Origin of the sequence: Chitinophaga polysaccharea, assembly GCF_902150045.1 — a bacterium.
Lineage (GTDB): Bacteria > Bacteroidota > Bacteroidia > Chitinophagales > Chitinophagaceae > Chitinophaga > Chitinophaga polysaccharea_A.
The window spans coordinates 2,249,537-2,273,629 of sequence record NZ_CABFVU010000001.1; the positions used below are offsets into that span (position 1 = coordinate 2,249,537).

Consider the following 24,093-nt stretch of genomic DNA (forward strand, 5'->3'; position numbering starts at 1 on the left):
CGGGGAATCAGGGGAGATGTAAGCAATTGATTATATGGGTTTGTTGTTTTAGGGGAGAATGAAAGCGGCAGACTATGCTGCTTTTTTTGATACTGTGGAAGACGGAATCAGTTGATTACGCTAATTACGGTTTACCTCCATCGCATCATAAACGGAAGATACACCAGCTAACGGTACTGGTTTTATTTTCCGGATGTATAAAATAGTGGAAGACGGAACCGGGCTGGCTATACCGGTTTCGCCAGTTTTTCAGGAGAAGTTATTTTTATAAAAAAGGGGAGATGGAAGTGAATACCTCACTTCCATCTCCCCTGAATATTAAATGAAGTTCGATTAAATCAGCATAATCATGCTTCAGGACAAAGTCCGCGGCAATTATTTCAGTTTTTCGAGCGCTGCCTGCAATTTCTCAAACATGCCAGAGATCTCTTCCTTCACGCAGGTGCCCACGCTCAGGCGGTACCATGGAGAGTTTTTAGCAGATCCGAAAGCATAAAACGGCACCAGGGCGATTTTAGCTTCATTCAGGATGTAGGAGGTCACGGCAGCCTGATCCGCGAGAGTAGTACCATCAGCCGTTTGTTTGCCTACCAGGTCAAACTTAACGGTGAGATAAATAGCAGCCTGCGGAGCAATGGCTTCTACTTTATGGCCGGCAGTTTTCAGTTTATCGAAGCCTTCGTAGATCTTTACCAGGCGTTCTTCGATTTCACCTTTAAAGTGCTGCAGGTATTTATCCACATTCTCTTTCTGAACCAGGTAGCGGGCGGCAGCTTTCTGTTCTGCCATCGGGCTCCAGGCCCCAACGTGGGAGAGGATGGATTTCATTTTACCAATTACATGGGCAGGTCCCAGGGCCCAACCAACTCTGACACCAGTAGCAGCAAAAGCCTTACTCATACCATCAATGAACACGGTATAATCCCTCATTTCAGGACGGAGGCTAACCGGGTTATGGTGGTGGGTTTCACCAAAAGTGAGCACCCAGTACATCTGGTCGAACAACACATAGAGGGGCTTTTCGTCTGCGCCTCTGCTTTTGTTTTCAGCCAGTACCAGGTCACAGATCTCTTCCAGCTGCTGTTTACCGAAAGCGGTACCCGTTGGATTCTGCGGAGAGCAGAGAGCCAGGAGTGTTGCGCCTTTCAAAAGCGGCTTCAGTTCAGCTGCTGTAGGCATGAAGAAATTTTCCGCTTTGGTTTCCAGCACTACATGCTCCGCTTCCAGGAAGTGGGTATAGTGGTTGTTATTCCAGGATGGCGTAGCATATACTATCTTTTCGCCACGGTCAACAATGGTTCTGAAGGTAGCATAAATGATGGGACGACCACCACAGGAAATAACGATTTCCTTTGCAGGATCGTAGGAGAGACCCTCACGCTCAGCTATAAAGCCACCTACTGCCTGTCTTAACTCCGCAATACCATCGGCAGGAGGATAATTGGTCAGATGTTCCTTATAGGCTGTTATGATTTCCTGTTCAAATTCAACCGGGATAGGAAATACCTTCGGGTCAAAATCCCCAATTGTGAAGTTGTATATCTTCTCACCCTTGGCCTGTTTCTCCTTTATTTCAGCTGCTAACTTGATGATTTCGGATCCAATCAACGTTTCGGCTAAATGAGACAGTTTCATAACCTGCTTTTTTTTGTTGGTTTGTAATAATTTTTCAGCGCGGCAAAAGTAACCGATTTGAAGATAATTTAAAAGAATAGGGAAATTCTTTTCACTTCCGCTAATAAATGATACAGGTTATTGCATCCCATCTAATCAAGAGGGGGTTTTTTATTACTTCCATCTAGTATTATATTAAACAGAAATATATGAATGACTGCAAATCGTTGTGTAAAACCACGTTATCTTAGTGTATAAGATGTGATGAAATTACGGAGAACAACAAAACTTTCTATCTTTGTTTACATTACATTTGACCTTTTATGTGAGGGACAGGTGAAATCAGGGCAGCACGCCCTAAAGGTTATACCCTTCAACAAAAAATGATAAGCAAACTTATATAAACCATGAAATTTATTGTTTCTTCCTCTACTTTATTAAAACAATTACAACAGATCAGCGGGGTTATCAATTCAAATACGGTATTGCCTATACTGGAGGACTTTATGTTCCTGATTGACAAAAACGAACTGACTGTAGTTGCAACTGACCTGGAAACTGTTATGCGGGTGAAGCTGGAGGTGGAAGCCAAGGAAAGCGGTCGGATCTGTATCCCGGCGAAGATCCTGATGGACTCTCTCAAAAATCTGCCCGACCAGCCGCTGACTTTCCACATTGACCTGAACTCCTACGCAGTGGAAATCACTTCAGACAATGGTAAATACAAAGTGATGGGGGAAAACCCGGAAAACTTCCCGAAAGAACCGGCTGCCGATGACACTACCTCTTTCACAATGGCCGCTACCGGCCTGGTTACTGCCATCAATAAAACCCTGTTCGCCGTGAGTAACGACGACCTGCGCCCGGCTATGACAGGCGTATTCTTCGAACTGGCGCCAGACAGCCTTACTTTTGTTGCCACCGATGCACACCGGCTGGTAAAATACGTAAGAACAGACGCAAAATGCCCACAGGCCGATAGTTTCATCGTACCTAAAAAACCGCTGAACCTGCTGAAAGCAGCGCTGCCTGATAACGATACTGAAATTAAAGTTGCCTATAGCCAGAACCATTTCTTTGTGCAGCACGAAGGCGCACAGATGATCTGCCGCCTCATTGACGCCCGGTTCCCGGACTATAAGGTAGTAATACCAAAAGATAACCCTTACCGTCTCACCGTGGTAAAAAGCGATTTCCAGAATGCCCTGAAACGGGTAGGTGTTTTCGCCAATAAAAGCACTAACCAGGTGGCATTGAGCATCACCGGCAGCGAGCTCCAGTTGTCTGCCCAGGATGTAGACTTCTCCTTTGAAGGTAACGAACGCATGAACTGCCAGTACACCGGAGATGATATGCAGATTGCCTTTAATGCGAAGTTCCTCATCGAAATGCTGAATGCAGCCGAAGGAGATGAGATCTCCATCGATCTGGCTACTGCCACCAAAGCAGGTATCCTCAGGCCTTCCGAAAAAGAAGAAAATGAAGATCTCCTGATGCTGGTAATGCCACTCATGCTGAACAACTAAAACCAGGTGTTAGGCAAATGCTAAAATGACAAATACTTATAGCTAAAATCTTATACATAAAGCAATCTCTGACAAAGAGGTTGCTTTTTTCTTTGTCTGTGGCCTGAAAGAGCCCTTTTTATATTCCCCAAATAGTCGTAATTTTTATCCGGGATCAATGATCCATCGGAGATCCAGGACAGTAACGCAAGGATAATAACAGTAACGTATAAATGTTTTACTGTGTATTATAAATAATCCACTTTCCCCATATCCACTGCAGAGATATTGTTGGCCTGGTTAAGGAGAACCGCATAGCAGAGCGTAAAACACCGTTATAAATATTTTACCAGCACATGGTAAGTTTTTTTGAAAATATTCCATCAGTATACCGTACTGCCATCCTGGTAAGCGGACTCTTGTTGTTATGGATTATTGAGGGTATGGCGCCCCGGTTCCGTTTCGGCAGCAACCGCTACCGGCATGCCGGTACCAATCTCTTTTTTACATTAACTACGGTGATTGTAAACACCGGACTGGCATTCCTGATTGTTAAGGCCTCAAGGTGGACAAGCAGCCAGCAATTCGGCCTTCTTTACCTGAAGCCGCTTCCGTTGTGGCTGCACACCATACTGGCACTATTACTGCTGGATTTTATCGGGGCATGGCTCATACACTGGGTACAGCACAAAACAGCCTGGATGTGGCAGTTCCATAAGATCCATCATATAGATACACAGATAGACGCCACCACCGCCCTGAGACATCACCCGGTGGAAAGCCTCCTGAGAGTAATAGCCCTTTTTGCCGCTATTATGATCCTCGGAGTACCCTTCTGGATGGTAATGCTGTACCAAAGCCTGTCGGCTTTTATGTCGCAGTTCAATCATGCCAATATCCATTTGCCCAAATGGCTGGATAATGCGCTTAGTTGGGTGATTGTATCGCCTGATATGCATAAGGTACACCACAGTCATTACCAGCCGGAAACAGACGCTAATTATGCCAATATATTCTCTATATGGGATCGCCTCTTTGGCACTTTTGTAAAAGTACCGGATACGCTGGCGATCAGATACGGACTGGACGAATACCAGGACGCCCGTTACCAGGAAATAGGATCCCTGTTAAAAGTGCCCTGGGAACATGATAACGTGATGAAGGAAAAGATCAGTAGTCAACATAAATAGATACCTGTTTACAAAACAATTATTCCTTCACCTGTCTTTTAAAATTCGAATACATATGCAACATTCAACAGCATTAACAAAAACGGCCTGTATATCAGCGCTCATCATTGGTGTACTGTCGGCAGCATTCGCTTTCAGTACCCATACTCCTTCCTATGCAGTTACCGCCGGTTCAATAGCTATAGTAATAGGTCTTGTTTCCCTGTATATAGGAAGAAAAAATATTGACGACATGCAGCTGGCTGCTGCCGGCGTGTTTATGGCCGTGGTAGCCTGCCTGGTAGGGCTCTGGCAGCTTTATAACTAATTGCTTCTATGGTATTTTTCCACGTAGCCTTCGGCGGCTTTCACCGGAAACAGTACCAGTGAGGTATCAGAAAGTTCTTTTATAATAGTTGTGTCCACAATTGTGGAGGTGTCTTTTACGCCTTCGGAGTGATTCCATAACAATAAGGTGTCGTGTGTCAGCACCCATTTTTCGTATACAAGTGTGTACATATTAATGGATCTGGCAGTTCCGTTCTTTCTTAGCTGAAACCCCTGAGTTTCCCTATCCAGGCCCGCTACGGGCTGTATCCACTTTCCTATGAGCTTAGCTGCATCAATATGCAGCGTATCCGCAGCAGCAGCAATGCTGTCAGTAATGCCGGCATTACTGCTGTCTGCGATCATACTAACCAGGCTGCTGTCGTCCTGTAACTCTTCCTTCTCCACCTCTTTCTTACTCCCCTTACAGGCAACCGCCAGTACCAATAAACACAGTAAACTGAATCGTACCATAATTTAAAAATACACAATTCATCATTTGTAATGCAATTTTTAAATATTTCCATTACTTTTACATCTACACTTTAGGGGTGTTTATCCGATATAAGTTTAAACGGATAAACTGAGATGATACCCTCAGTACCTGAAGCAGCTCATACTGCCGTAGGGAAAAGTAACTGAACCTTTCTCATCTTCCACATCCTTAAAGTTTATTGTTTCACTTAAATTCCAATTAACATGGAAGTGCATGTAAACAATAAACTTTATGCGGTGCAGCCAGGGACAACCATTGCTGCACTCTTACAGTTTATTCAGATCTCTGCTCAAAAAGGCATTGCAGTAGCCGTCAACAACCAGGTGATACCGAAATCATCGTGGGAAAACCAATCACTGTCCGCAGCCGATAACATTACTATTATCCGGGCTACCCAGGGCGGTTAAACCCTGCATTTATTTTTCGTATAGTCTTTTCCGTAATACAACATTACGGACAGGTATTTCTATCTCTAAAAAACCAGACATCATGCATAATCAACCTGTGGCGCTCAGCCGCACACCATTTCCTGCCTCGCAGAAAATATATGTAAACGGAACCATCCACCCTGTAAAAGTAGCCATGCGGCAAATAACGCTGACGGATACACGTATTCATGGAAAAACAGGTGAGGCTGTTCCTAACAACCCGGTAGTAGTATATGATACCAGCGGCGCTTTCTCCGATCCGGATATCCATATAGATGTCAGCACCGGCATTCCCCGTATCCGCGAAACATGGATCAGCGGCCGTAAAGATGTGGAACAACTCCCCGAATATTCCAGCCCGTTTGTAAGGGAACTGATGAAGGATGGCGGTAAAATGCCATTGATGAGCCATACCAATAAACCCCTGCGCGCCAAAGCCGGGCAGAATGTAACCCAGTTATATTATGCACAACAAGGTATTATCACACCGGAAATGGAGTACATCGCCATCCGGGAAAACCAGTTGGCCGACCAGCTGTTTGAACAAAACAATGCCCTCTGGCATCAGCATAAAGGCCAGAGCTTCGGCGCCAATACTCCTGTGAAATTTATTACCCCTGAATTTGTGCGCCAGGAAATTGCCGCCGGCAGGGCCATTATTCCTTCCAATATCAACCACCCGGAAAGTGAACCAATGATCATTGGCCGCAACTTTCTTGTGAAAATAAATGCCAACATCGGCAACTCCGCTGTAACGTCCAGTATAGAAGAAGAAGTGGAAAAAGCAGTATGGGCCTGCCGCTGGGGCGCAGACACTATTATGGACCTGAGCACCGGCAAAAACATCCATGAAACCAGGGAATGGATCATCCGCAACTCACCTGTGCCCATTGGTACCGTACCTATTTACCAGGCATTGGAAAAAGTGAATGGAAAAGCAGAAGCGCTCACCTGGGAAATTTTCCGCGATACACTTATAGAACAGGCCGAACAGGGCGTTGACTACTTCACCATCCACGCCGGCGTATTGCTCAGGTATATACCATTAACAGCTAAACGCGTAACCGGTATTGTATCCCGCGGGGGTTCCATCATGGCTAAATGGTGCCTGGCGCATCATAAAGAAAATTTCCTGTATACACATTTCGAAGAAATTTGTGAGATCATGAAAGCGTATGATGTTTCCTTTTCCCTGGGAGATGGATTACGCCCCGGCAGCATTGCCGATGCCAACGACGCCGCCCAGTTTGCAGAACTTGAAACACTCGGGGAACTTACCAAAATTGCCTGGAAGCATTCTGTACAAGTGATGATTGAAGGCCCCGGACATGTGCCTATGCACCTTATCAAAGCCAATATGGACAAGCAACTGGAGCATTGCCATGAAGCGCCTTTTTATACGCTGGGCCCCTTAACTACCGACATAGCACCTGGTTATGATCATATCACCTCAGGTATTGGCGCCGCTATGATAGGCTGGTTTGGCTGCGCCATGCTATGCTATGTAACACCTAAAGAACACCTGGGATTACCAAATAAAGAAGATGTACGGCAAGGCGTGATCACCTACAAAATTGCCGCCCATGCTGCGGATCTGGCCAAAGGCCACCCCGGCGCGCAACACAGAGATAACGCCCTTAGCAAGGCCCGCTTTGAATTCCGCTGGGAAGACCAGTTCAACCTGGCTCTCGATCCTGAAACGGCCCGTTCATACCACGACGAAACCCTGCCGGCAGACGGCGCCAAAATAGCGCACTTCTGCTCTATGTGCGGACCTAACTTCTGCTCTATGAAGATCACGCAGGAAGTACGTGACTTTGCCGCGCAGAAAGGGCTGGAAGAAGAAGACGCCATGAGCGCCGGTATGAAAGAAAAAGCGGCTGCCTTTGCAGAACAGGGAGGAGAGATCTATTTGTAGATGCTTTCTCACTGGAATTTCATAAGAAAATTAATGCCTTGATCTGGATTATCACATCACCTGAACGTATATACGAAGAAGCGTCTGTCGTTAGCGCGTTGCTGGCGGCAGGCGCCTCACGTGTACTGTTAAGGAAACCCGGATGGTCCACCCAACAGTATGTCGGCTTATTGGAGGCGATCCCTTCTGAATATTACAACCGGCTGCTGATCAGGGATGAGCCACTGCTTGCTTACAGGTATAAACTTGCTGGTGTGCATTGGAGCGGGGCTGCCCGCCGGCTGATGCAGCCCTTTATTTCCGGTGGCGATGCAATGTTAACAGAAAGGGAAAATACAGGCACCGGGAAAGCGGTTCCTGCTACCGGCCCGGGGAAGCAACAGCACAGGTATACATCTCCTGAAAATTTCAAAGAAAACAGCACAGGTATACATTCCATAGAAGAGATAACGTTAACGGACACACGCTTCAGGACATTATTGCTGAGCCCTGTATTCAACAGCATCTCCAAGCCTGGCTATCATGGCCGGCTGGAAGGAGTGCTCACGAAAAAAGACAACCGGCAGGTACTTGCTTTAGGCGGTGTGGATCATACTAATATACACTTATTAAAAACCCGGCAGTTTGATGGCGCAGCGTTGCTGGGGGCTATCTGGAAAACACCGGCGCAGGCCGTGGAAAATTACTGCCGTATACAACAAATATGGAACAGGAACGACCTAATGTAATGAGCTTTGCCGGCCTGGATCCCAGCGGTGGTGCGGGTTTACTGGCAGATATCAAAACATTTGAACAACACATAGTAAACGGAATGGGTGTTTGCACAGCCATCACAGTTCAGACACCGGAGCAGTTTATATCGGTAGAGTGGCTACCGGTTACGCATATACTGGCCCAGGCGAAACCATTGTTGTGCAACAACCGCCTGCAATACTGCAAGATCGGGATCATGCCGGATATACAGTCGCTGCTTGAACTGGTACGACAGATAAAACAATTATGCCCTGGCATCCGCATCATTGTGGATCCGGTATTGAAAGCATCTGCCGGCTTCTCTTTTCATAGCAGTATTCATCAGCAGGCCTGGAAAGAATTGCTCTCCGAAATATACCTGCTAACGCCCAACTACGACGAGGCGCTGTTGCTGTCTGGCCTTACAGACGGAGAAGCGGCAGCCCGGCAATTGTCTGCAGGATGTGCAGTGTTACTAAAAGGAGGCCACCATAAGAGCAAGCCGGGTTATGATATACTTTATACCGGCGATGTGATCCACACCCTTGCACCGGTACTGAAGGAAGTATTCCCCAAGCATGGCTCCGGTTGCGTACTATCTGCCGCTATTACTGCAGGTCTGGCAAAGGGGCTATCATTGCCCGAAGCATGCGCTAACGGCAAAGCATATACGGAAAAATTATTAGCCAGTCATTCATCATTAACAGGATATCATCACATATGATCAGCTACTTACATTACATATCACAACCATCACATACAGATAATATACAGGCAGCCTGTGATGCAGGCTGTAAATGGATTCAGCTCCGTATTAAAAACGAAACGCCGGATAAAGTAATGCCGGTGGCAGAAGCCGCAAAAAAAATCTGCGACCGTTACCAGGCCGCACTTATCATCAATGATTATCCGCAGGTGGCAGTGGCGGTAGAAGCGGCGGGCGTACACGTAGGGAAACTGGATATGACGGTAGCTGCCGCCCGTACTATTACCGGCAGCAATATGATTGTTGGCGGTACCGCCAATACTCTTACAGATATCCTGCAGCATGTGCAGGACGGCGCCAGTTATGTAGGCGTAGGTCCGTACAGGTTTACCACTACCAAGCAAAACTTAAGCCCCATACTGGGACTTAGTGGTTACCAGTCTATATTACAAGCCCTGAAAGAAAAGCATATATCCATTCCCGTTATTGCCATTGGCGGTATTATGCCGGAAGATATTCCCAGGCTGATGGAAACCGGCATTCATGGCATTGCAGTCAGCGGAGTGATTACACATGCAACGGATAAACAGGCCGTTGTTAATCTCATTCACCAACAGTTAAAACAATTATCCACATGGAGCCATTAGTTATTGCCGGACGGGAATTTCATTCCCGTTTATTTACCGGTACCGGGAAATTTTCTTCCCCTGAGATGATGGAAAACGCGCTGCTGGCCTCTGGCAGCGAGCTTGTTACCGTAGCGCTGAAACGGGTGGACATGGATAATAAGGCAGATAATATGCTGCGTCATCTATCGCATTCAAGGATACATCTGCTTCCCAATACATCCGGTGTGCGCACCGCCAAAGAAGCGGTATACGCTGCAGAGCTAGCCCGTGAAGCCCTGGAAACCAACTGGATCAAACTGGAAATCCATCCGGATCCCCGGTACCTGATGCCCGATCCGGTAGAAACTTTAATGGCGGCGGAAGAACTGGTAAAACTGGGATTTGTGGTGCTTCCCTATGTGCACGCGGATCCCGTGCTCTGTAAGCGGCTGGAAGATGCAGGCACTGCTGCCGTAATGCCTCTTGGTGCGCCTATCGGGAGTAACAAGGGATTGAAAACCTTCGACTTCCTGGAGATCATTATTGCACAAAGCAACATACCAGTGATAGTGGATGCAGGCATTGGCAGTCCTTCACATGCCGCCCAGGCCATGGAAATGGGCGCTGCAGCGGTATTGGTAAATACCGCCATTGCCATTGCCCGGAACCCCGTACAAATGGCCGCTGCTTTTAAGGCAGGAGTAGAGGCGGGGCGTATGGCGTATGAAGCCGGCCTGCCCGTCAGCAGTCAACATGCGGTGGCATCCAGCCCGTTGATCGCATTCCTGGATGAAGCCTGACCTATTTAATCATTTTATTAAACCTTCCTTATGTTTAAAAGCATATTTGATCAGTATGAATGGAATGAGGTAAAAGCCGGTATTTATGCTAAAACAGCCGGAGATGTAGAACAGGCCCTGCATAACCAGCGCCGTTCCCTGGACGATTTCGCAGCGCTGATTTCGCCGGCAGCAGCGCCTTATCTGGGGCAGATGGCTGCTATCAGTAACGTGCTTACCCGGCAGCGGTTTGGGAATACGATGCAACTTTACATCCCCATGTATCTCTCTAATGAATGCCAGAATATATGCACCTATTGCGGCTTCAGTCTTGATAATAAGATCCGGCGCAAAACCCTTAGTCCCGCGGAAATATTACTGGAAACGGCTGCCATCAAGGCGATGGGGTTCGAGCACGTGTTGCTGGTAACAGGGGAGGCCCATCAGCTGGTAAGTACCGACTATTTCAAAAAAACCTTGCAGCTGCTCCGGCCACATTTTGCCAATATATCGATGGAGGTACAGCCGATGGATGAACAGGATTACCGCGAACTGGCGGAACTGGGGCTGCATGCGGTATTGGTGTACCAGGAAACGTATCACCGGGACGACTATAAAAAGCACCATCCCAGGGGGCGTAAATCCAATTTTGACTACCGGCTGGATACCCCCGACCGGCTGGGACGTGCGGGTATTCATAAAATGGGGCTGGGAGTGCTGATAGGGCTGGAAGACTGGCGTACAGACAGTTTTTTTACAGCGCTGCACCTGGCCTACCTGGAAAAAAAATACTGGGCAACGAGGTACAGCATTTCCTTTCCCCGGCTGCGGCCATTCTCCGGTGGACTAACGCCCAAAGTGGTGATGAGTGACCGGGAGCTGGTACAGCTTATCTGCGCCTACCGGTTATTTAACCAGGAAGTTGAGCTGAGCTTATCTACCCGGGAGGAAGAGCTGTTCAGGAACAATGTTGTACACCTGGGAATTACAGCCATGAGCGCGGCCTCTAAAACCAATCCCGGTGGGTATACCGTAGATCCGCAGTCGCTGGAGCAATTTGAAATATCCGATGACAGAAGCGCAGCAGACGTGGCTGAAATGCTGAAAGAACGGGGATTTGAGCCGGTTTGGAAAGACTGGGATGCTTCTTTTTCAGGGGCAATAAAAAAGGTGGTTGGTTAGGCCACCTGATAGTTATTGTTGTTTTTCATGGGGAGGTTAAAAGTAATACAAGAGATACTTCTCTCAATCCTCTCAAAAATAATACAGATCTTTTAATTGCAAAAGGATCGGGACAAACTGAACAAAATGAACAGGCGTCTTCCTGTTGAACAAAACAGTTGCTTATATGATCTTTTTAAGGCCCTGAAGTAACCGGATTTGCTATATTCATTATATAAAAAGGGCTGCTTCAAACGATGAGGAAGCAGCCCTGTACCGAAAATCCCGTAGTTGCCATATTACTTATCAATATAAGTATGATTGGAATTTCATGAATTCAAAAATAATATGGCCATCCTGAACAACCGCTTAATGTGTTGATTTGAACAAAAAGAACAGGCCGTTACCGCCTGCACAGAGTATTACTGGCTCACCACATCGCGGTAGCTTTTAATAGTGTCATGCGCTTCCTTGAGATTTGCCTGTTGATTACCAATGATTTCTCTCATGCTGTAGGGCATGGCCACGTCCATGCTCAGGGCATCTGAATAAGCCCGCTGCACAGCATCTTCCCCATATTCACAGGAAGAGAAAAGAGAATACCTGTCTGTACCCGTAAAAGTGGTTTTTATGGCCATCCAGGTACGGTATAACTTTCCGCTGATAGTAGTATCTGTTTCTTCATTTGCACCCTGTGCCCTTAGCAGCAGGTTCAGTTCTGCTACATATTTCAAGCTGTCATTGATCATATGTTGAAACAGCGCTTTCACATCTGCATCATCACTTGCGTCTTGTGCCTGCTTATATCCTTCTATCCGGTCGTTATTGATTTTTACGAGATCGCTTAAAAGTGTGACTAACTTTTCCTCTTGTAGCATGATCAAAAATTTATGGTTAAAAAAATAGTCGTATGAGATATATCTGTTTTATTTTCAAAAATGTGTCCATACTTCAAAACCCTTTGTCATAAAGTGTTTCCGGAAGGAGAGCCTGCTATTTCCCGTCCTTTTTTTTCTCGGATGGTGGAGAAGGTTCCACAACAGAGCCTCGTCTGCAACGAAAAACAGCTGTATATAAAGACATTATCTTATTGGCATAAATTTTCTAGTATAAAAACTGAATCAAATCCTTAAGACATGAACAGCCTTCTTTATTTAATTGCCGTAATTCTCATTATAGGATGGATACTTGGATTCTTTGTTTATTCAGCAGGTGGTTTAATACATGCCTTGCTTGTGCTGGCTATTATTGCTATCCTTGTAAATATAATCAGAGGCAGGGCCTTATAGGATTACGCTGCAACTCATTATTCCCTGGTTAACCGGCGATAAGTCTTTGGTTGAACAGGGAATTTTTTATTTATCATGTCCCTCTTTACTGCATTAAAATATTTTACGCAGGTATTGCCCGTTGCTTCTTTGCTTATAAAATCTTAAGTACGCTACGTAGTTGGTCAAGGCTGGCTCTTCTGGTCTGTCTTCCCGTGCACATAACAAATCCTTCATGCAAGGCGGTCGTCTGAATGCAGGAGATTTCCTAACTTGCCCCCATGAAAAAACACCTGCTTTTCCTGGTCCTCCCTATGCTGGCGGGCTTCTTCAGTTGTTCCTCCACCCGGAAGGCGGGTACTGATGCCGGTGGCATTGGCCGGTTAAAATTTATCGGCGAATATATCGTCCCATATAACTTTCCTTTCAATGGAACCATTACCGGCGGTTTATCCGGTATAGACTATGATGTCACAGCAGAGCAGTATTATCTTATTTGCGACGACCGCTCTGCACTGAGTCCTGCACGTTTTTATACAGCCCGGCTTTATTTCTCCGATCAATCGTTCGACAGTGTGAAATTTACCGCCGTAACCACTTTACTGCAGGCCGGAGGGCAACCCTATCCCGATACCAAAACCGATCCACGGCTTACTCCTGATCCGGAAGCCATGCGTTACAACGCCCAAAAACAACTGCTGGTATGGAGCAGTGAAGGGGAACGCATTGTAACTGAGAAAGATACCATTCTTACCAATCCCGGTATTTATGAGATCAGTATGAAAGGACAATACATCGACTCATTTGCACTGCCGCCCCAGTTCAGGATGCAGGCTACTGATAACGGGCCACGGCGAAATGGCGTATTTGAAGGCCTGGGATTTACACCAGGGTACAAACACCTGTATGTAAGCCTGGAAGAACCCCGTTATGAAGACGGACCAAGAGCAGAGCCAGGGCAGGGCGCTTATACCCGTATCCTCAAATTTGATAACAATACACTGCAGCCGGTAGCGCAATATGCGTATAAACTGGAACCTGTAGCATATCCTGCAATTCCGGAAAATGCGTTTAAAGTGAATGGCATTTCGGATATCCTGGTATTGGGAGATAATAAATTATTAACTATTGAAAGATCCTTTTCCAGTGGTGTAAGGGATTGTACTATCAAGGTGTATATCACGGACCTTCATAATGCCACTGATATAAGCAATATTAATTCCCTGCAGACAGATACCCGTTTTAAGGCGGCCACCAAAACTTTGTTGCTGGACTTCGTAAGCCTGGGAAAATATATAGATAACATTGAAGGCGCTACTTTCGGCCCTGTATTGCCTAACGGGCACCGGAGCCTGATATTTGTTGCAGATAATAATTTTTCTGAGAAAGAAGAAAACCAGTTTTTCCTCTTCGAGGTCATCCCTAAAAAACAATAACGGCCATCTGTTGTTATGATCATAAAACTGCTCTATGAAATACTTGCCATTATTGTTACTGCCTGTAGTCTTTGCCGCCTGCCAGAGTTCCGGTACAACAGCCGGCCAGTCGGATAATACAGCAGTGAACCCCGCTCCAGACACCGCAACAGCCGTTACCTATTCAGGCACCCTCCCATGTGCAGACTGTGAAGGTATTGTAACAGAACTTACGCTGCAAAGGCTGCCGGAGAACCATTTCACCCTGAAAGAAACCTACCAGGGGAAAAACCAGACATTTCCCAGCGAGGGCACCTACACAATTGTGCACGGAACTCCGGCTGATCCCGGAGCTACTGTGATCCATCTGAATCCTGATAAGGACAGAAACCTTCAACGTTATTACCAGCAGGTAAATAATAACGAATTGCTATTGCTGGATGCCGATCAGAAAACTATACAAAGCGGACATAATTATACTCTGAAAAAGGTGCTTTAGTATTAAAAGAGGATAAAAGGAGTGAGAAGGCCGCCCTGGAAGTGGTGGTCCGTCCGGTTTATATAAGGCTTCTTATTATTTAAGCGATTCCCCAAGCCTTCATTTTACTTTTTAGTCAGCTCCCGGGTATTATATCAAAAAAGTCGCTTAAATTTAGCGGTGACCTGTGACCTTTTATCATTCTGACTTATTATGAATCGCATTCCGGGCTATCTGATTTTATGCTTACTCTTTTCTATAAATGCCTATGGTAAAGCACCGGCCGACAGCCTGCTGAAGGAACTGAACAGGACGATGGCAAAATCGGCTGTTTATGATTCCATCAAACTCCGTGGAATTGACAGTATAAAAAGCACCCGGCAGGCGGCAGGCAATGATATTGCACGGCAATATCTTATCTGCAGGCAACTTTACACCGCCTACAAGGTATTCAACTTCGATTCTGCATTTACATATGCCCGGCAGCTGCAGGTACTGGCGGAGCAGTTGCACGACCCGGTACTGATAACAGATGCGCGGATCAAGCTGGGATATGTTTTATTGTCGTCAGGCATGTTTACCGAAACACTCGCCTTTATTAATACCATTGATCCCGCCGGAGCACCGGATAGTATCCGGGTTGAATTTTTCCTGATGAAGAGCCGCCTGTATTTTGACCTGGCGGATTATAACCAGGATAAGTATTATACCCCTGCTTATATTAAACAGGCCAGCATATATGTTGATTCCGCGCTTCACCTGATGGCGCCCAGTTCATTTGAGTATAAGTATAACAAAGGGTTGCAGTTATTCAAACTGGGGGATATCCCGGGCGCTTTGGCCATTTTTCCCAACCTGGACCAGCCGGGGCTTTCAGGGCGGCAACTGGCTATATCGGCCTGTACCCTGGGCTCCATATATGATGCCGCCGGTAACAAGGATACCGCCATTTGCCTGATGATCAGATCCGCCATTGCGGATATCCTGACCTCCACGAAAGAAACCATGGCGGCCTACAGCCTGGCTACCCTGCTTTTTGAAAAGGGCGATGTAAAGAACGCCTCCCATTGTATTGAAAGGGCTATTTCGGAAGCCGTGTTTTATGGCGCCCGGCAAAGAAAAGTAATGGTAAGTAGTATTTTGCCCATTATTGAGCATGAACGGATCAATACAGCAGAAGAAAGAACCAGGTCATTACTCATTTATGCCGCTATTGTTACCCTGTTGCTGGTGGCATTGGTAATATTAGCCATCACTGTATTCCGGCAGGTACAAAAACTCAAAACCGCACAACGCATTATTACCGCAGCTAACCTGAAGCAGCAGGAAATCAACAGCCAATTGCTGGAGGCCAATAAAATTAAGGAGGAGTATGTAGGTTATTGCTTTAACATTAATGCTACCTACATTGGAAAAATAGAGAAACTGAAACAGAACCTTGAGCAGAAGTTAACCGACAATAAACCGGCAGAACTGAGGTTTCTTGTAAATAATATTAACATCCGCCAGGAAAGGGACGAGCTTTTCACCAATTTCGACCGGGTCTTCCTTAAAATATTTCCACACTTCGTGGCAGAGTTTAATACACTTTTTGATAAAGAAAACCAGGTAGTGCTGAAAGAAAACGAACTGTTGAATACTGACATACGGATTTTTGCACTGATCCGGATCGGTATCAGTGATAATGAAAAAATTGCCCGCATACTTGAGTATTCAGTAAATACTATTTATGCTTATAAAACCCGGATCAAAAAGCGCGCACGGATCCCCAGTGAAGAGTTCGAAGCGCATATTATGAACATTAAAGCCCTGTAAAAAACGCTGAAAACCGTCTCATGCCATTAATATATTAAATATTTATATATTAACATAAACAACTGATAATCAATATTATTTAGCAGATAATTTTGGATTATTCGCCTTTATTTTCTATATTTTGACTGTAAAACTTGTTGCCCTGCTGATTCATTTTTTACTTTGGATCAGTAGAATGATAATACCAAAACTCTAAATTCTAACTGGAGAACTAAAAACCACTAAAAGAAGACAGAACGACCAGGGTCGGTTCAAAAAACAAAGATTATCCACGTTGACAAAACTGCCGGGCATACCCGGCAAGCAACGCCTTATTTTCCGTTCACAAAAAATTTAATGAAAAACATTTAATCCACGGAAGCAGTATACACGACTGCCCAAAAAATCCACTTTATGTTTAAAACAAGATCCATCAAGCATCTTTTTTTGTGCACATTACTTTTGGCAATACAAGGTATTGCCGCCGCGCAGAATAAGACCATTACCGGTAAGATCACAGACAAGAACGGGGTGGCTATCCCGGGCGCCACTATTCAGATAAAAGGCACTAAAAGCGGTACTTCTGCTGATGCCGAGGGGGCTTTTAAAGTATCCGTGCCTCCGGAAGCTACCGCGCTGATCGTCAGTTTCATCGGGTATACCGCCCAGGAAGTGAGCATTACCGGCAAAACAAGTGTAAACGTACAACTGGCTCAGGAAAATACAACCCTTACGGATGTAGTGGTAGTAGGTTATGGTACCTCCCGTAAAAAGGACATTACCGGCGCTATTGCCCAGGTGAAAGCCGCCGATTTCAATAAGGGTATCACCTCCGCCCCGGATCAGCTGATCCAGGGTAAGGTATCAGGCTTAATGATATTAAATAATAACGGCGCTCCCGGCGCCTCGGCTACAGTAAGGATCAGGGGCGTATCTTCTGTTCGTACCGGCAACCAGCCACTGTATGTGGTGGATGGAGTTCCGCTGGATGGCCGCGTGGCACGCCCTTCCCTGAATCTCACAGGATTAGGACAAACACCGGATGCTAACCCGCTTAACTTTATCAACAGTAACGATATTGCCACCATGGAAGTATTGAAAGACGCTTCCGCCACCGCCATTTATGGTTCCCGCGGCTCAAACGGCGTAATCATTATCAATACCAAAAAAGGAACAGCCGGTCCTACCGTGGTAGATGTTAACTACTCCGTAGGCATGAGCAACATAATGAGGAAACTTGATGTATTGAATGGAGATGAATACCGTGCTGCCTTAAAGGAATACAACCTCACCGGCGATGGCGGCGGTAACTCCGATGGACTTGGCTCCATTCTCAGAACCGGCGTTACCCAAAACGTACAGGTGGCTATGAGCGGGGGTAATGAAACCAGCCGCTACAGGGCTTCCTTCGGTATGCAGGACCAACAGGGTATTGTGAAGAAAACTGGCATGAAGAAATATACCGCTTCCCTCAGTGGACAGAATAAATTCCTGGAAAGCAAACAACTGGGTATCGATTACGGCATTATGGCGGCGCAAACCAGCGAACAACTGGCTCCCATTTCCAATAACGCCGGTTTCACCGGAAGCCTGATCGGTCAGGCCCTGCAATGGAACCCAACAGTTCCATTAACCAAACCCGACGGCTCATTGAACATCCTTGCTAAAAACCAGGCGATCAATCCAATGAACATGTCGGAGGGATACAACGATAAAGCTAACATCAGTTATATACTTGCCAGCATCTCTCCTTATTTCAAATTCAACGACAACTGGGAATACCGCATGATGTACAGCGTAAATCACCAGGTAGGACAAAGAAGGGCATCCCTGGATTCCTCTATTAACATCGACCAGGTATTAGGCGTAGGTATAGCTGCCTACAACACCGCTGAGCTGACTACGCAATTATTCAACAACACATTAAATTATACCAAGGAATTTTCCGGTGGCTGGAACCTGAATGCCATGGTGGGTTATGAATACCAGAAGTTCGCATACTCCGGCGTGGGCATAGGTGCCAAAGGCTTTCCCACCAATGCCGTAGATTATACAGACATCTTCCAGACTCCTACACAGGTGAATACCAATATCAACTCATTCCGTAATCCAAGCTCTGAGCTGCAATCCTTCTTCGGCAGGGTAACCGTGAACGCAAAAGACAAATATCTCCTCACAGCCACCATGAGAGCGGATGGTTCCAGCAAATTTGGGGTTAACAACCGCTATGGATACTTCCCATCCTTTGCTGCCAAGTGGAATATTTCCAGTGAAGAGTTCATGAAAGGCGGCAACCTCTTCAGCAACCTCGCATTGAGAGCTGGTTATGGTATCACCGGTAACCAGGAATTTCCTGCCGGCGCCGCACAGGCCCAGTATTTTCTTGCTTCCGGTGGTAAAGCCAGCCTGATCAACGTACCTAACCCCGACCTGAAATGGGAAGAATCCAAACAGCTGAACGTTGGATTGGACTTCGGATTCCTCAAAGGCCGGTTAAGCGGTACTGTGGATTACTTCCTGAAAAACACCACCAACCTGTTGTTCAGCTTCCCTGCCATCCAACCGGCCCCGGCCTCCAGCTACTGGATCAACTTACCGGGTAAAGTAATGAATACCGGCGTGGAACTGTCTGTAAGAGGCGATATCATCCAATCGAAAAACTGGTTGTGGAGCCTGGGCGTAAACGCTACCTGGCTGAAAAATGAAATGTCGGGTTATTCCGGCCCTACTGTTAATACAGGTTCTATCGACGGTCAAGGCGTATCCGGTGTAACTTCACAGCGCCTGGCCAACGGTTACCCGCTGAACACTTTCTATCTCCGCAGATTTGAAGGTTTTGATGATAAAGGGATGAGTGTGTATTCAGATAATGGAAACACCCTTTATTACATGACCAACCCTAATCCGAAAGTATTACTGGGTATCAATACATCAGTAGCCTATAAAAAATGGAGCCTTGCAGCCAGCTCACATGGCGCCTTCGGCTTCCAGGTATATAACAACACCGCCAACACTGTATTACCCATTGGTAACCTGGGCTCCAGGAATATTGCCAAAGCCCTGGTAGGTAACGGAGAAGCCCAAACGAATTCGCCTGCTGCTTCTTCCCGTTATCTTGAAAACGGTAACTTCCTTAAACTGGATAACCTCACCATCGCCTACAACCTGGGCCCGGTAGGAAAAGTGTTCAGAGCTGCCACCGTATCAGTGACCGGCCAGAACCTCTTCGTTATTACAAAGTATACAGGATTTGATCCGGAAGTAAATACAGATAAAAACATTAATGGCGTAAGCTCCTTCGGTATTGAATACTCTCCGTATCCAACTGCCAGGACCTTTATGCTCGGTGTACAGTTTACCTTATAATCTACTTCTTAAAAAAGATCACAATGACGACTCGACATATCATTAAAACAGCAATAGTAGTAGCCTGCACCGTTGGTTTTACGGCCTGCAGCCTGAATGAAGACCTTGGGAGTAACCTGAACCAGGAACAGGCCGACTCACTTATCAAAGCATCCCAATTGCTGGGAACCGCTTATGATAACCTGCAGAACGCCTACCAGGACTTCTCCCAAACGTGGGGCATGTGTGAGATCAGTACCGATGAAGCCGTAGGCCCCACCCGCGGCGGCGACTGGGACGACAACGGCGTTTGGCGCGCCCTGCACCAACATCAATGGACTCCTGATCACGCACATATCCAGAACACTTTCAGCGCCCTGCTGCTGGAACAGTTCAGTGCCACCAACGTATTGAATTTCCATCCTACGCCCAGGCAGGAGGCAGAAGCACGTTTCTTGCGCGCCTTCTCCATGTATGCGGTGATTGACCTTTACGGCCAGGTGCCTTACCGTGAACCGGGCGAGAACCTGCTGAAACCACCTAAAGTATTTAAGACAGCAGACGGACTGGATTTCATTATATCAGAACTGAATGCCATCCTGCCCAATCTGCCAGACAGGGTTACTGCCAAAGACGCTTTTGTGGCAAGTAAGGATGCAGCACGCTTCCTGCTGATGAAAATATACCTGAACAAAGGCGCCTTCCTGAACAGGAAAGCACCCACCTTTGATGCAGCAGATATGCAAAAAGTGATCACACTGGCAGATGAACTGACCGCCAGCGGCTATACTATTACAACTAACTACTTTGATAATTTCGCAAAGGACAACGATGCGAAATCCAAAGAAAATATTTTTACCCAACAGAATGGCCCGGGTATCAGCAATATCCGTAACGGCAATAACGTATACTGCCGCTGGATGTGTACCCTTCACTACAGCCAGAACCCAAGCGGATGGAACGGGTTTACCACTTTGTCTGACTTCTATGATTCATTTGAAGCAACGGATACCCGCAGGGGTGGCGACTATCCGGGTGTAACCAATGTTTCTGGTTTAAAAGTAGGCTTCCTGATTGGTCAGCAATACAACCAGAACGGAGAAAAGATCCTCGACAGGAGCAAGCGCCCGCTCATTTTTACCCGTGAAGTAGAGCTCAGGGCTACCGGCGACCAGGTGGAAATGTCTGGTATCAGGGTGGTAAAATATCCTCCTGATATGGGTTCCAGCGGAAGTGAAGCAACCAACGACTTTGTATTTTTCCGCTATGCTGATGCCTTGCTCATGAAAGCGGAGGCCCTTATCAGAACCGGTAATGCTCCTGCAGCGCTTCTGATAGTAAATGATCTTCGTGTTAAACGCGGCGCTACTCCATTGTTAACAATGGATCTTACCAAAATGCTGGCAGAAAGAGGTCGTGAGTTGTATTGGGAAGGCTGGAGAAGACAAGACCTGATCCGCTTTGGTAAATACCTGGATGCATGGCAGCTGAAAAGCGCCAGCGATCCGAAATACCTGCTGTTCCCGATTCCCACCAGCGATCTTGCTGTAAATCCAAACCTGGTACAAAACCCGGGTTACTGATAATTATTCTTTTGTTGCGGGCAGGGTTTAACCAGCCCTGCCCCGCAGCAAAACCCACTCCCTGTTGATATCTGTATCTGCTCCGCATTACACTGCTAATGCGACAGGGGAGTTCTTTGCGTAGCCAATCAATCTTTCTTATGTATACAAAAGCTCTGCTAAGGCGCTCAGGATGGCTGTTAATGCTTTCCTGCCTGACGGCCCAGGCACAAAACCAGGTAAAAAAGATCGGTAAAGTAAACACGATCAGCATCTCAGGGCAACAAGTAAAAATCAGTGCAGAAAATGCCTTCGCGGAAATCACTGTATATAGCCCTTCTGTAATTCGTGTAAGAATGGATCAGCACCCGCTTACCGCAGATTTTTCTTACGCAGTGACAGCAAAACCTGCTACCACCCACCTACAAACTACACAAAACAACAGCGAGATCAATATAATCACCGATTCCCTGCAACTACGCATCTCCAAAAATCCTTTTGCCCTTCATTTTCTTACCCCTTCGGGAGAAGTTATTAATGAAGATGAAGAAGGATTAACCACATCATGGATCGGCGATGAGGTAACCACCTACAAAAAGATGCAGGATGGAGAACGGTTTATTGGTCTTGGTGAAAAAACCGGTAACCTCGATCGTAAAGGTGAAGGCTATACGAACTGGAACTCGGATAAATTCGGCTATGCCACCAACCAGGACCCGATTTATGCCACCATCCCTTTTTATGTGGGTATACATCACCATCTTAATTACGGCATTTTCTTCGATAATACCTTCCAGAGCGACTTTAACTTCGGCGCCAGCAACAACCGCTTTTCTTCTTTCGGCGCCCGGGGAGGAGAGATGAATTATTATTTCATTTATCATCCGCAAATGGCGGATATCATTACTTCCTATACTTCACTCACCGGCCGCATGCCTATGCCTCCATTATGGAGCCTTGGCTACCAGCAGAACCGGTACAGCTATTATCCCGACACTGAAGTATTGCGGATAGCACAAACCCTGCGGGAGAAAAAGATCCCGGCAGATGGCATTACACTCGATATCCACTACATGGATGCCTACAAACTGTTCACCTGGAACAAAGACCGTTTCCCTAATCCACAACAGCTAACAAAGCAGCTCGGTGACATGGGCTTTAAAATGACGGTGATCGTAGACCCCGGAGTAAAAGTAGAAGAAGGGTATGCAGCTTACGAAAGCGGGAAGAAAGAAAACATCTTCATAAAATACAATGACGGACAAAACTATACCGGCCAGGTATGGCCCGGCTGGTGCCACTTCCCTGACTTTACCAGTGTAAAAGGCCGCAGCTGGTGGAAAGGACAAATAAAATCATACCTGCAGAATGGGGTACGTGGTATATGGAATGATATGAATGAAATAGCAACCTGGGGGCAGAAAATGCCCAATAATGTGATCTTTGATTATGAAGGACACCCCGTAACACACCAGCAGGCACACAATGTATACGGCCTGGAAATGGTGCGCGCCAGTTATGAAGGCGCCAGGGAAGAATTAAAGAAACGCCCGTTCCTGTTAACCAGGGCGGCTTATGCAGGCTCTCAACGTTACAGCGCCATCTGGACCGGCGATAACAGGGCCGAAGAAGACCATATGCTGCTGGGTGTTCGTTTATTGAACAGCCTGGGTATCAGCGGTATGCCTTTCTCCGGTATGGACATTGGCGGCTTTACCGGGAACCCCACCGTGAGCCTGTATGCCCGCTGGATGCAGATAGGAGCATTCATTCCGTATTACCGTAATCACACAGGTGTAAATACCAAATCGTCGGAGCCATGGGCATACGGGGAAGAAGTACTGGAAATTTCCCGCAATTACATTAACCTGCGTTACCGTTTGCTGCCTTATCTATACAGCTCCATGTATGAAGCTACCCGTACAGGTATGCCCATTATGCGCACCCTGGCGCTCACCCATACTTTCGACAACAACGTTTATGATACGCGTTTCCAGAACCAATATGGCTACGGAAATGCCTTTATGATAGCGCCTTTTGAGAGTACAAAGGAATTTGGTTCGATTTATTTCCCCGAAGGGAAATGGTATAACCTTTATAATGACAGCACTACTACAGGTAAACAAACGGTGATTATACCCCTGGATATAAAAACGCTGCCGGTATATGTAAAAGAAAGCAGCATTATTCCTATGCAATCATTAATACAGAATACTTCTGAAAAGCCAGCAGACACACTTTTTCTGCACATCTATAAAGGAGATCAGCAAAATTCCTTTGTTTATTATGAAGATGACGGGGAAAGTTTTGATAATGAGAAAGGAGTGTATTATCAGCGGAAGATCAGCTATCATCCTGCCGATAAAAAAATTATCCTGGAGAAAGCTGATGGCAGTTATGTTTCCCGGTTTCATCACATTAAATTATTACTCCACGGATTTGGGGACCAAAAACGTATAACCGTCAACGGTAGTATGGTACCATTAGCATCAACCGGTTATTCTTTCCTTTCACCTATATCACGTTTTGATCCGCAAGGATCCTCGATTCCCGCAGAAAGTTGCACAGTTCAACAGGCAACCTTTGATAACGGTAATCAGCTAATTAACGTGGATTTGTAATAATAGGAACGGCCTCCTGGATTTTCCAGGGGGTCTTTTTTTCATTTGAAACGAAACCGGCAGAAGAATTGGGCGATGCCGGTGGCGTGCTGATCAAAAGTACCTGGTTATAGCATTCCCATAGCGGCCGTCGGCCATGTATGTGGCTTCGAAAGATGCCATTGCAA

The 24,093-nt window shown here is 46.3% G+C and carries 20 protein-coding genes and 1 riboswitch; of the genes, 17 read left to right on the forward strand and 3 right to left on the reverse strand.

Annotated features, from left to right (window positions below):
- Positions 1 to 375: 375 nt before the first annotated feature.
- Positions 376 to 1,635 carry a pyridoxal phosphate-dependent aminotransferase gene (locus FN124_RS09110; RefSeq protein WP_142684420.1) on the reverse strand — a complete coding sequence of 420 codons (1,260 nt, stop codon included), beginning with the start codon at positions 1,633 to 1,635 and terminating at the stop codon, positions 376 to 378.
- Positions 1,636 to 2,021: 386 nt separating this feature from the next.
- On the opposite strand from FN124_RS09110, the gene dnaN reads away from it, so the two are divergent.
- From dnaN to FN124_RS09125, 3 genes are all read left to right on the forward strand, one after another.
- A complete protein-coding gene (gene dnaN / locus FN124_RS09115; RefSeq protein WP_142684421.1) occupies positions 2,022 to 3,140 on the forward strand; it encodes a DNA polymerase III subunit beta in 1,119 nt (372 codons plus the stop codon).
- A gap of 335 nt (positions 3,141 to 3,475) precedes the next feature.
- The gene (locus FN124_RS09120) at positions 3,476 to 4,309 is read left to right on the forward strand and encodes a sterol desaturase family protein (protein WP_142684422.1); all 834 of its coding nucleotides are present in this window, start codon (positions 3,476 to 3,478) and stop codon (positions 4,307 to 4,309) included.
- Positions 4,310 to 4,364: 55 nt separating this feature from the next.
- Positions 4,365 to 4,616 carry a hypothetical protein gene (locus FN124_RS09125; protein WP_142684423.1) on the forward strand — a complete coding sequence of 84 codons (252 nt, stop codon included), beginning with the start codon at positions 4,365 to 4,367 and terminating at the stop codon, positions 4,614 to 4,616.
- Here FN124_RS09125 and FN124_RS09130 read toward each other — a convergent pair.
- Positions 4,613 to 5,089, reverse strand: coding sequence for a lipocalin-like domain-containing protein (locus FN124_RS09130; protein ID WP_142684424.1), 477 nt, complete (start codon positions 5,087 to 5,089; stop codon positions 4,613 to 4,615). The genes FN124_RS09125 and FN124_RS09130 overlap by 4 nt on opposite strands.
- A 63-nt stretch (positions 5,090 to 5,152) precedes the next feature.
- A riboswitch (TPP riboswitch) is annotated at positions 5,153 to 5,263 on the forward strand.
- Positions 5,264 to 5,314: 51 nt separating this feature from the next.
- Between FN124_RS09130 and thiS the strand changes: the two genes are divergently transcribed.
- The 7 genes from thiS to thiH all read left to right on the forward strand — a co-directional run bounded on the left by thiS (position 5,315) and on the right by thiH (position 11,464).
- Positions 5,315 to 5,518, forward strand: coding sequence for a sulfur carrier protein ThiS (gene thiS / locus FN124_RS09135; protein ID WP_142684425.1), 204 nt, complete (start codon positions 5,315 to 5,317; stop codon positions 5,516 to 5,518).
- Positions 5,519 to 5,600: 82 nt separating this feature from the next.
- Positions 5,601 to 7,457: a phosphomethylpyrimidine synthase ThiC gene (thiC, locus tag FN124_RS09140; RefSeq protein WP_142684426.1), complete on the forward strand. Its 1,857-nt coding sequence runs from the start codon at positions 5,601 to 5,603 to the stop codon at positions 7,455 to 7,457.
- 38 nt (positions 7,458 to 7,495) lie between these two features.
- Entirely contained in the window at positions 7,496 to 8,185 is a 690-nt protein-coding gene (locus tag FN124_RS09145) for a thiamine phosphate synthase (RefSeq protein ID WP_142684427.1), read from the forward strand.
- The gene (locus FN124_RS09150; protein WP_142684428.1) at positions 8,161 to 8,913 is read left to right on the forward strand and encodes a hydroxymethylpyrimidine/phosphomethylpyrimidine kinase; all 753 of its coding nucleotides are present in this window, start codon (positions 8,161 to 8,163) and stop codon (positions 8,911 to 8,913) included. Before FN124_RS09145 ends, FN124_RS09150 begins: the two co-directional genes overlap by 25 nt.
- On the forward strand, positions 8,910 to 9,542 hold the full coding sequence (locus FN124_RS09155) for a thiamine phosphate synthase (protein WP_142684429.1): 633 nt from the start codon (positions 8,910 to 8,912) through the stop codon (positions 9,540 to 9,542). Before FN124_RS09150 ends, FN124_RS09155 begins: the two co-directional genes overlap by 4 nt.
- Entirely contained in the window at positions 9,530 to 10,303 is a 774-nt protein-coding gene (locus FN124_RS09160) for a thiazole synthase (protein ID WP_142684430.1), read from the forward strand. Before FN124_RS09155 ends, FN124_RS09160 begins: the two co-directional genes overlap by 13 nt.
- A 30-nt stretch (positions 10,304 to 10,333) precedes the next feature.
- Positions 10,334 to 11,464 carry a 2-iminoacetate synthase ThiH gene (gene thiH / locus FN124_RS09165; RefSeq protein WP_142684431.1) on the forward strand — a complete coding sequence of 377 codons (1,131 nt, stop codon included), beginning with the start codon at positions 10,334 to 10,336 and terminating at the stop codon, positions 11,462 to 11,464.
- Between the two features lie 401 nt (positions 11,465 to 11,865).
- Here thiH and FN124_RS09170 read toward each other — a convergent pair whose 3' ends face one another.
- Complete coding sequence (locus FN124_RS09170; RefSeq protein ID WP_142684432.1) at positions 11,866 to 12,321, reverse strand: ferritin-like domain-containing protein; 456 nt, start codon at positions 12,319 to 12,321, stop codon at positions 11,866 to 11,868.
- A gap of 258 nt (positions 12,322 to 12,579) precedes the next feature.
- Between FN124_RS09170 and FN124_RS09175 the strand changes: the two genes are divergently transcribed.
- The 7 genes from FN124_RS09175 to FN124_RS09205 all read left to right on the forward strand — a co-directional run bounded on the left by FN124_RS09175 (position 12,580) and on the right by FN124_RS09205 (position 23,926).
- Positions 12,580 to 12,732 carry a lmo0937 family membrane protein gene (locus FN124_RS09175; protein WP_142684433.1) on the forward strand — a complete coding sequence of 51 codons (153 nt, stop codon included), beginning with the start codon at positions 12,580 to 12,582 and terminating at the stop codon, positions 12,730 to 12,732.
- 260 nt (positions 12,733 to 12,992) lie between these two features.
- A complete protein-coding gene (locus FN124_RS09180; protein ID WP_142684434.1) occupies positions 12,993 to 14,147 on the forward strand; it encodes an esterase-like activity of phytase family protein in 1,155 nt (384 codons plus the stop codon).
- Between the two features lie 34 nt (positions 14,148 to 14,181).
- The gene (locus tag FN124_RS09185) at positions 14,182 to 14,625 is read left to right on the forward strand and encodes a copper resistance protein NlpE (RefSeq protein WP_142684435.1); all 444 of its coding nucleotides are present in this window, start codon (positions 14,182 to 14,184) and stop codon (positions 14,623 to 14,625) included.
- Positions 14,626 to 14,817: 192 nt separating this feature from the next.
- Positions 14,818 to 16,419, forward strand: coding sequence for a SusR family glycan utilization regulator (susR, locus tag FN124_RS09190; protein WP_260607375.1), 1,602 nt, complete (start codon positions 14,818 to 14,820; stop codon positions 16,417 to 16,419).
- 393 nt (positions 16,420 to 16,812) lie between these two features.
- Positions 16,813 to 19,764, forward strand: a complete 2,952-nt coding sequence (locus FN124_RS09195) for a SusC/RagA family TonB-linked outer membrane protein (protein ID WP_142684436.1) — start codon at positions 16,813 to 16,815, stop codon at positions 19,762 to 19,764.
- 23 nt (positions 19,765 to 19,787) lie between these two features.
- Positions 19,788 to 21,326: a RagB/SusD family nutrient uptake outer membrane protein gene (locus tag FN124_RS09200; protein WP_142684437.1), complete on the forward strand. Its 1,539-nt coding sequence runs from the start codon at positions 19,788 to 19,790 to the stop codon at positions 21,324 to 21,326.
- 140 nt (positions 21,327 to 21,466) lie between these two features.
- Positions 21,467 to 23,926: a glycoside hydrolase family 31 protein gene (locus FN124_RS09205; protein WP_142684438.1), complete on the forward strand. Its 2,460-nt coding sequence runs from the start codon at positions 21,467 to 21,469 to the stop codon at positions 23,924 to 23,926.
- The last annotated feature ends 167 nt before the right edge of the window (positions 23,927 to 24,093 follow it).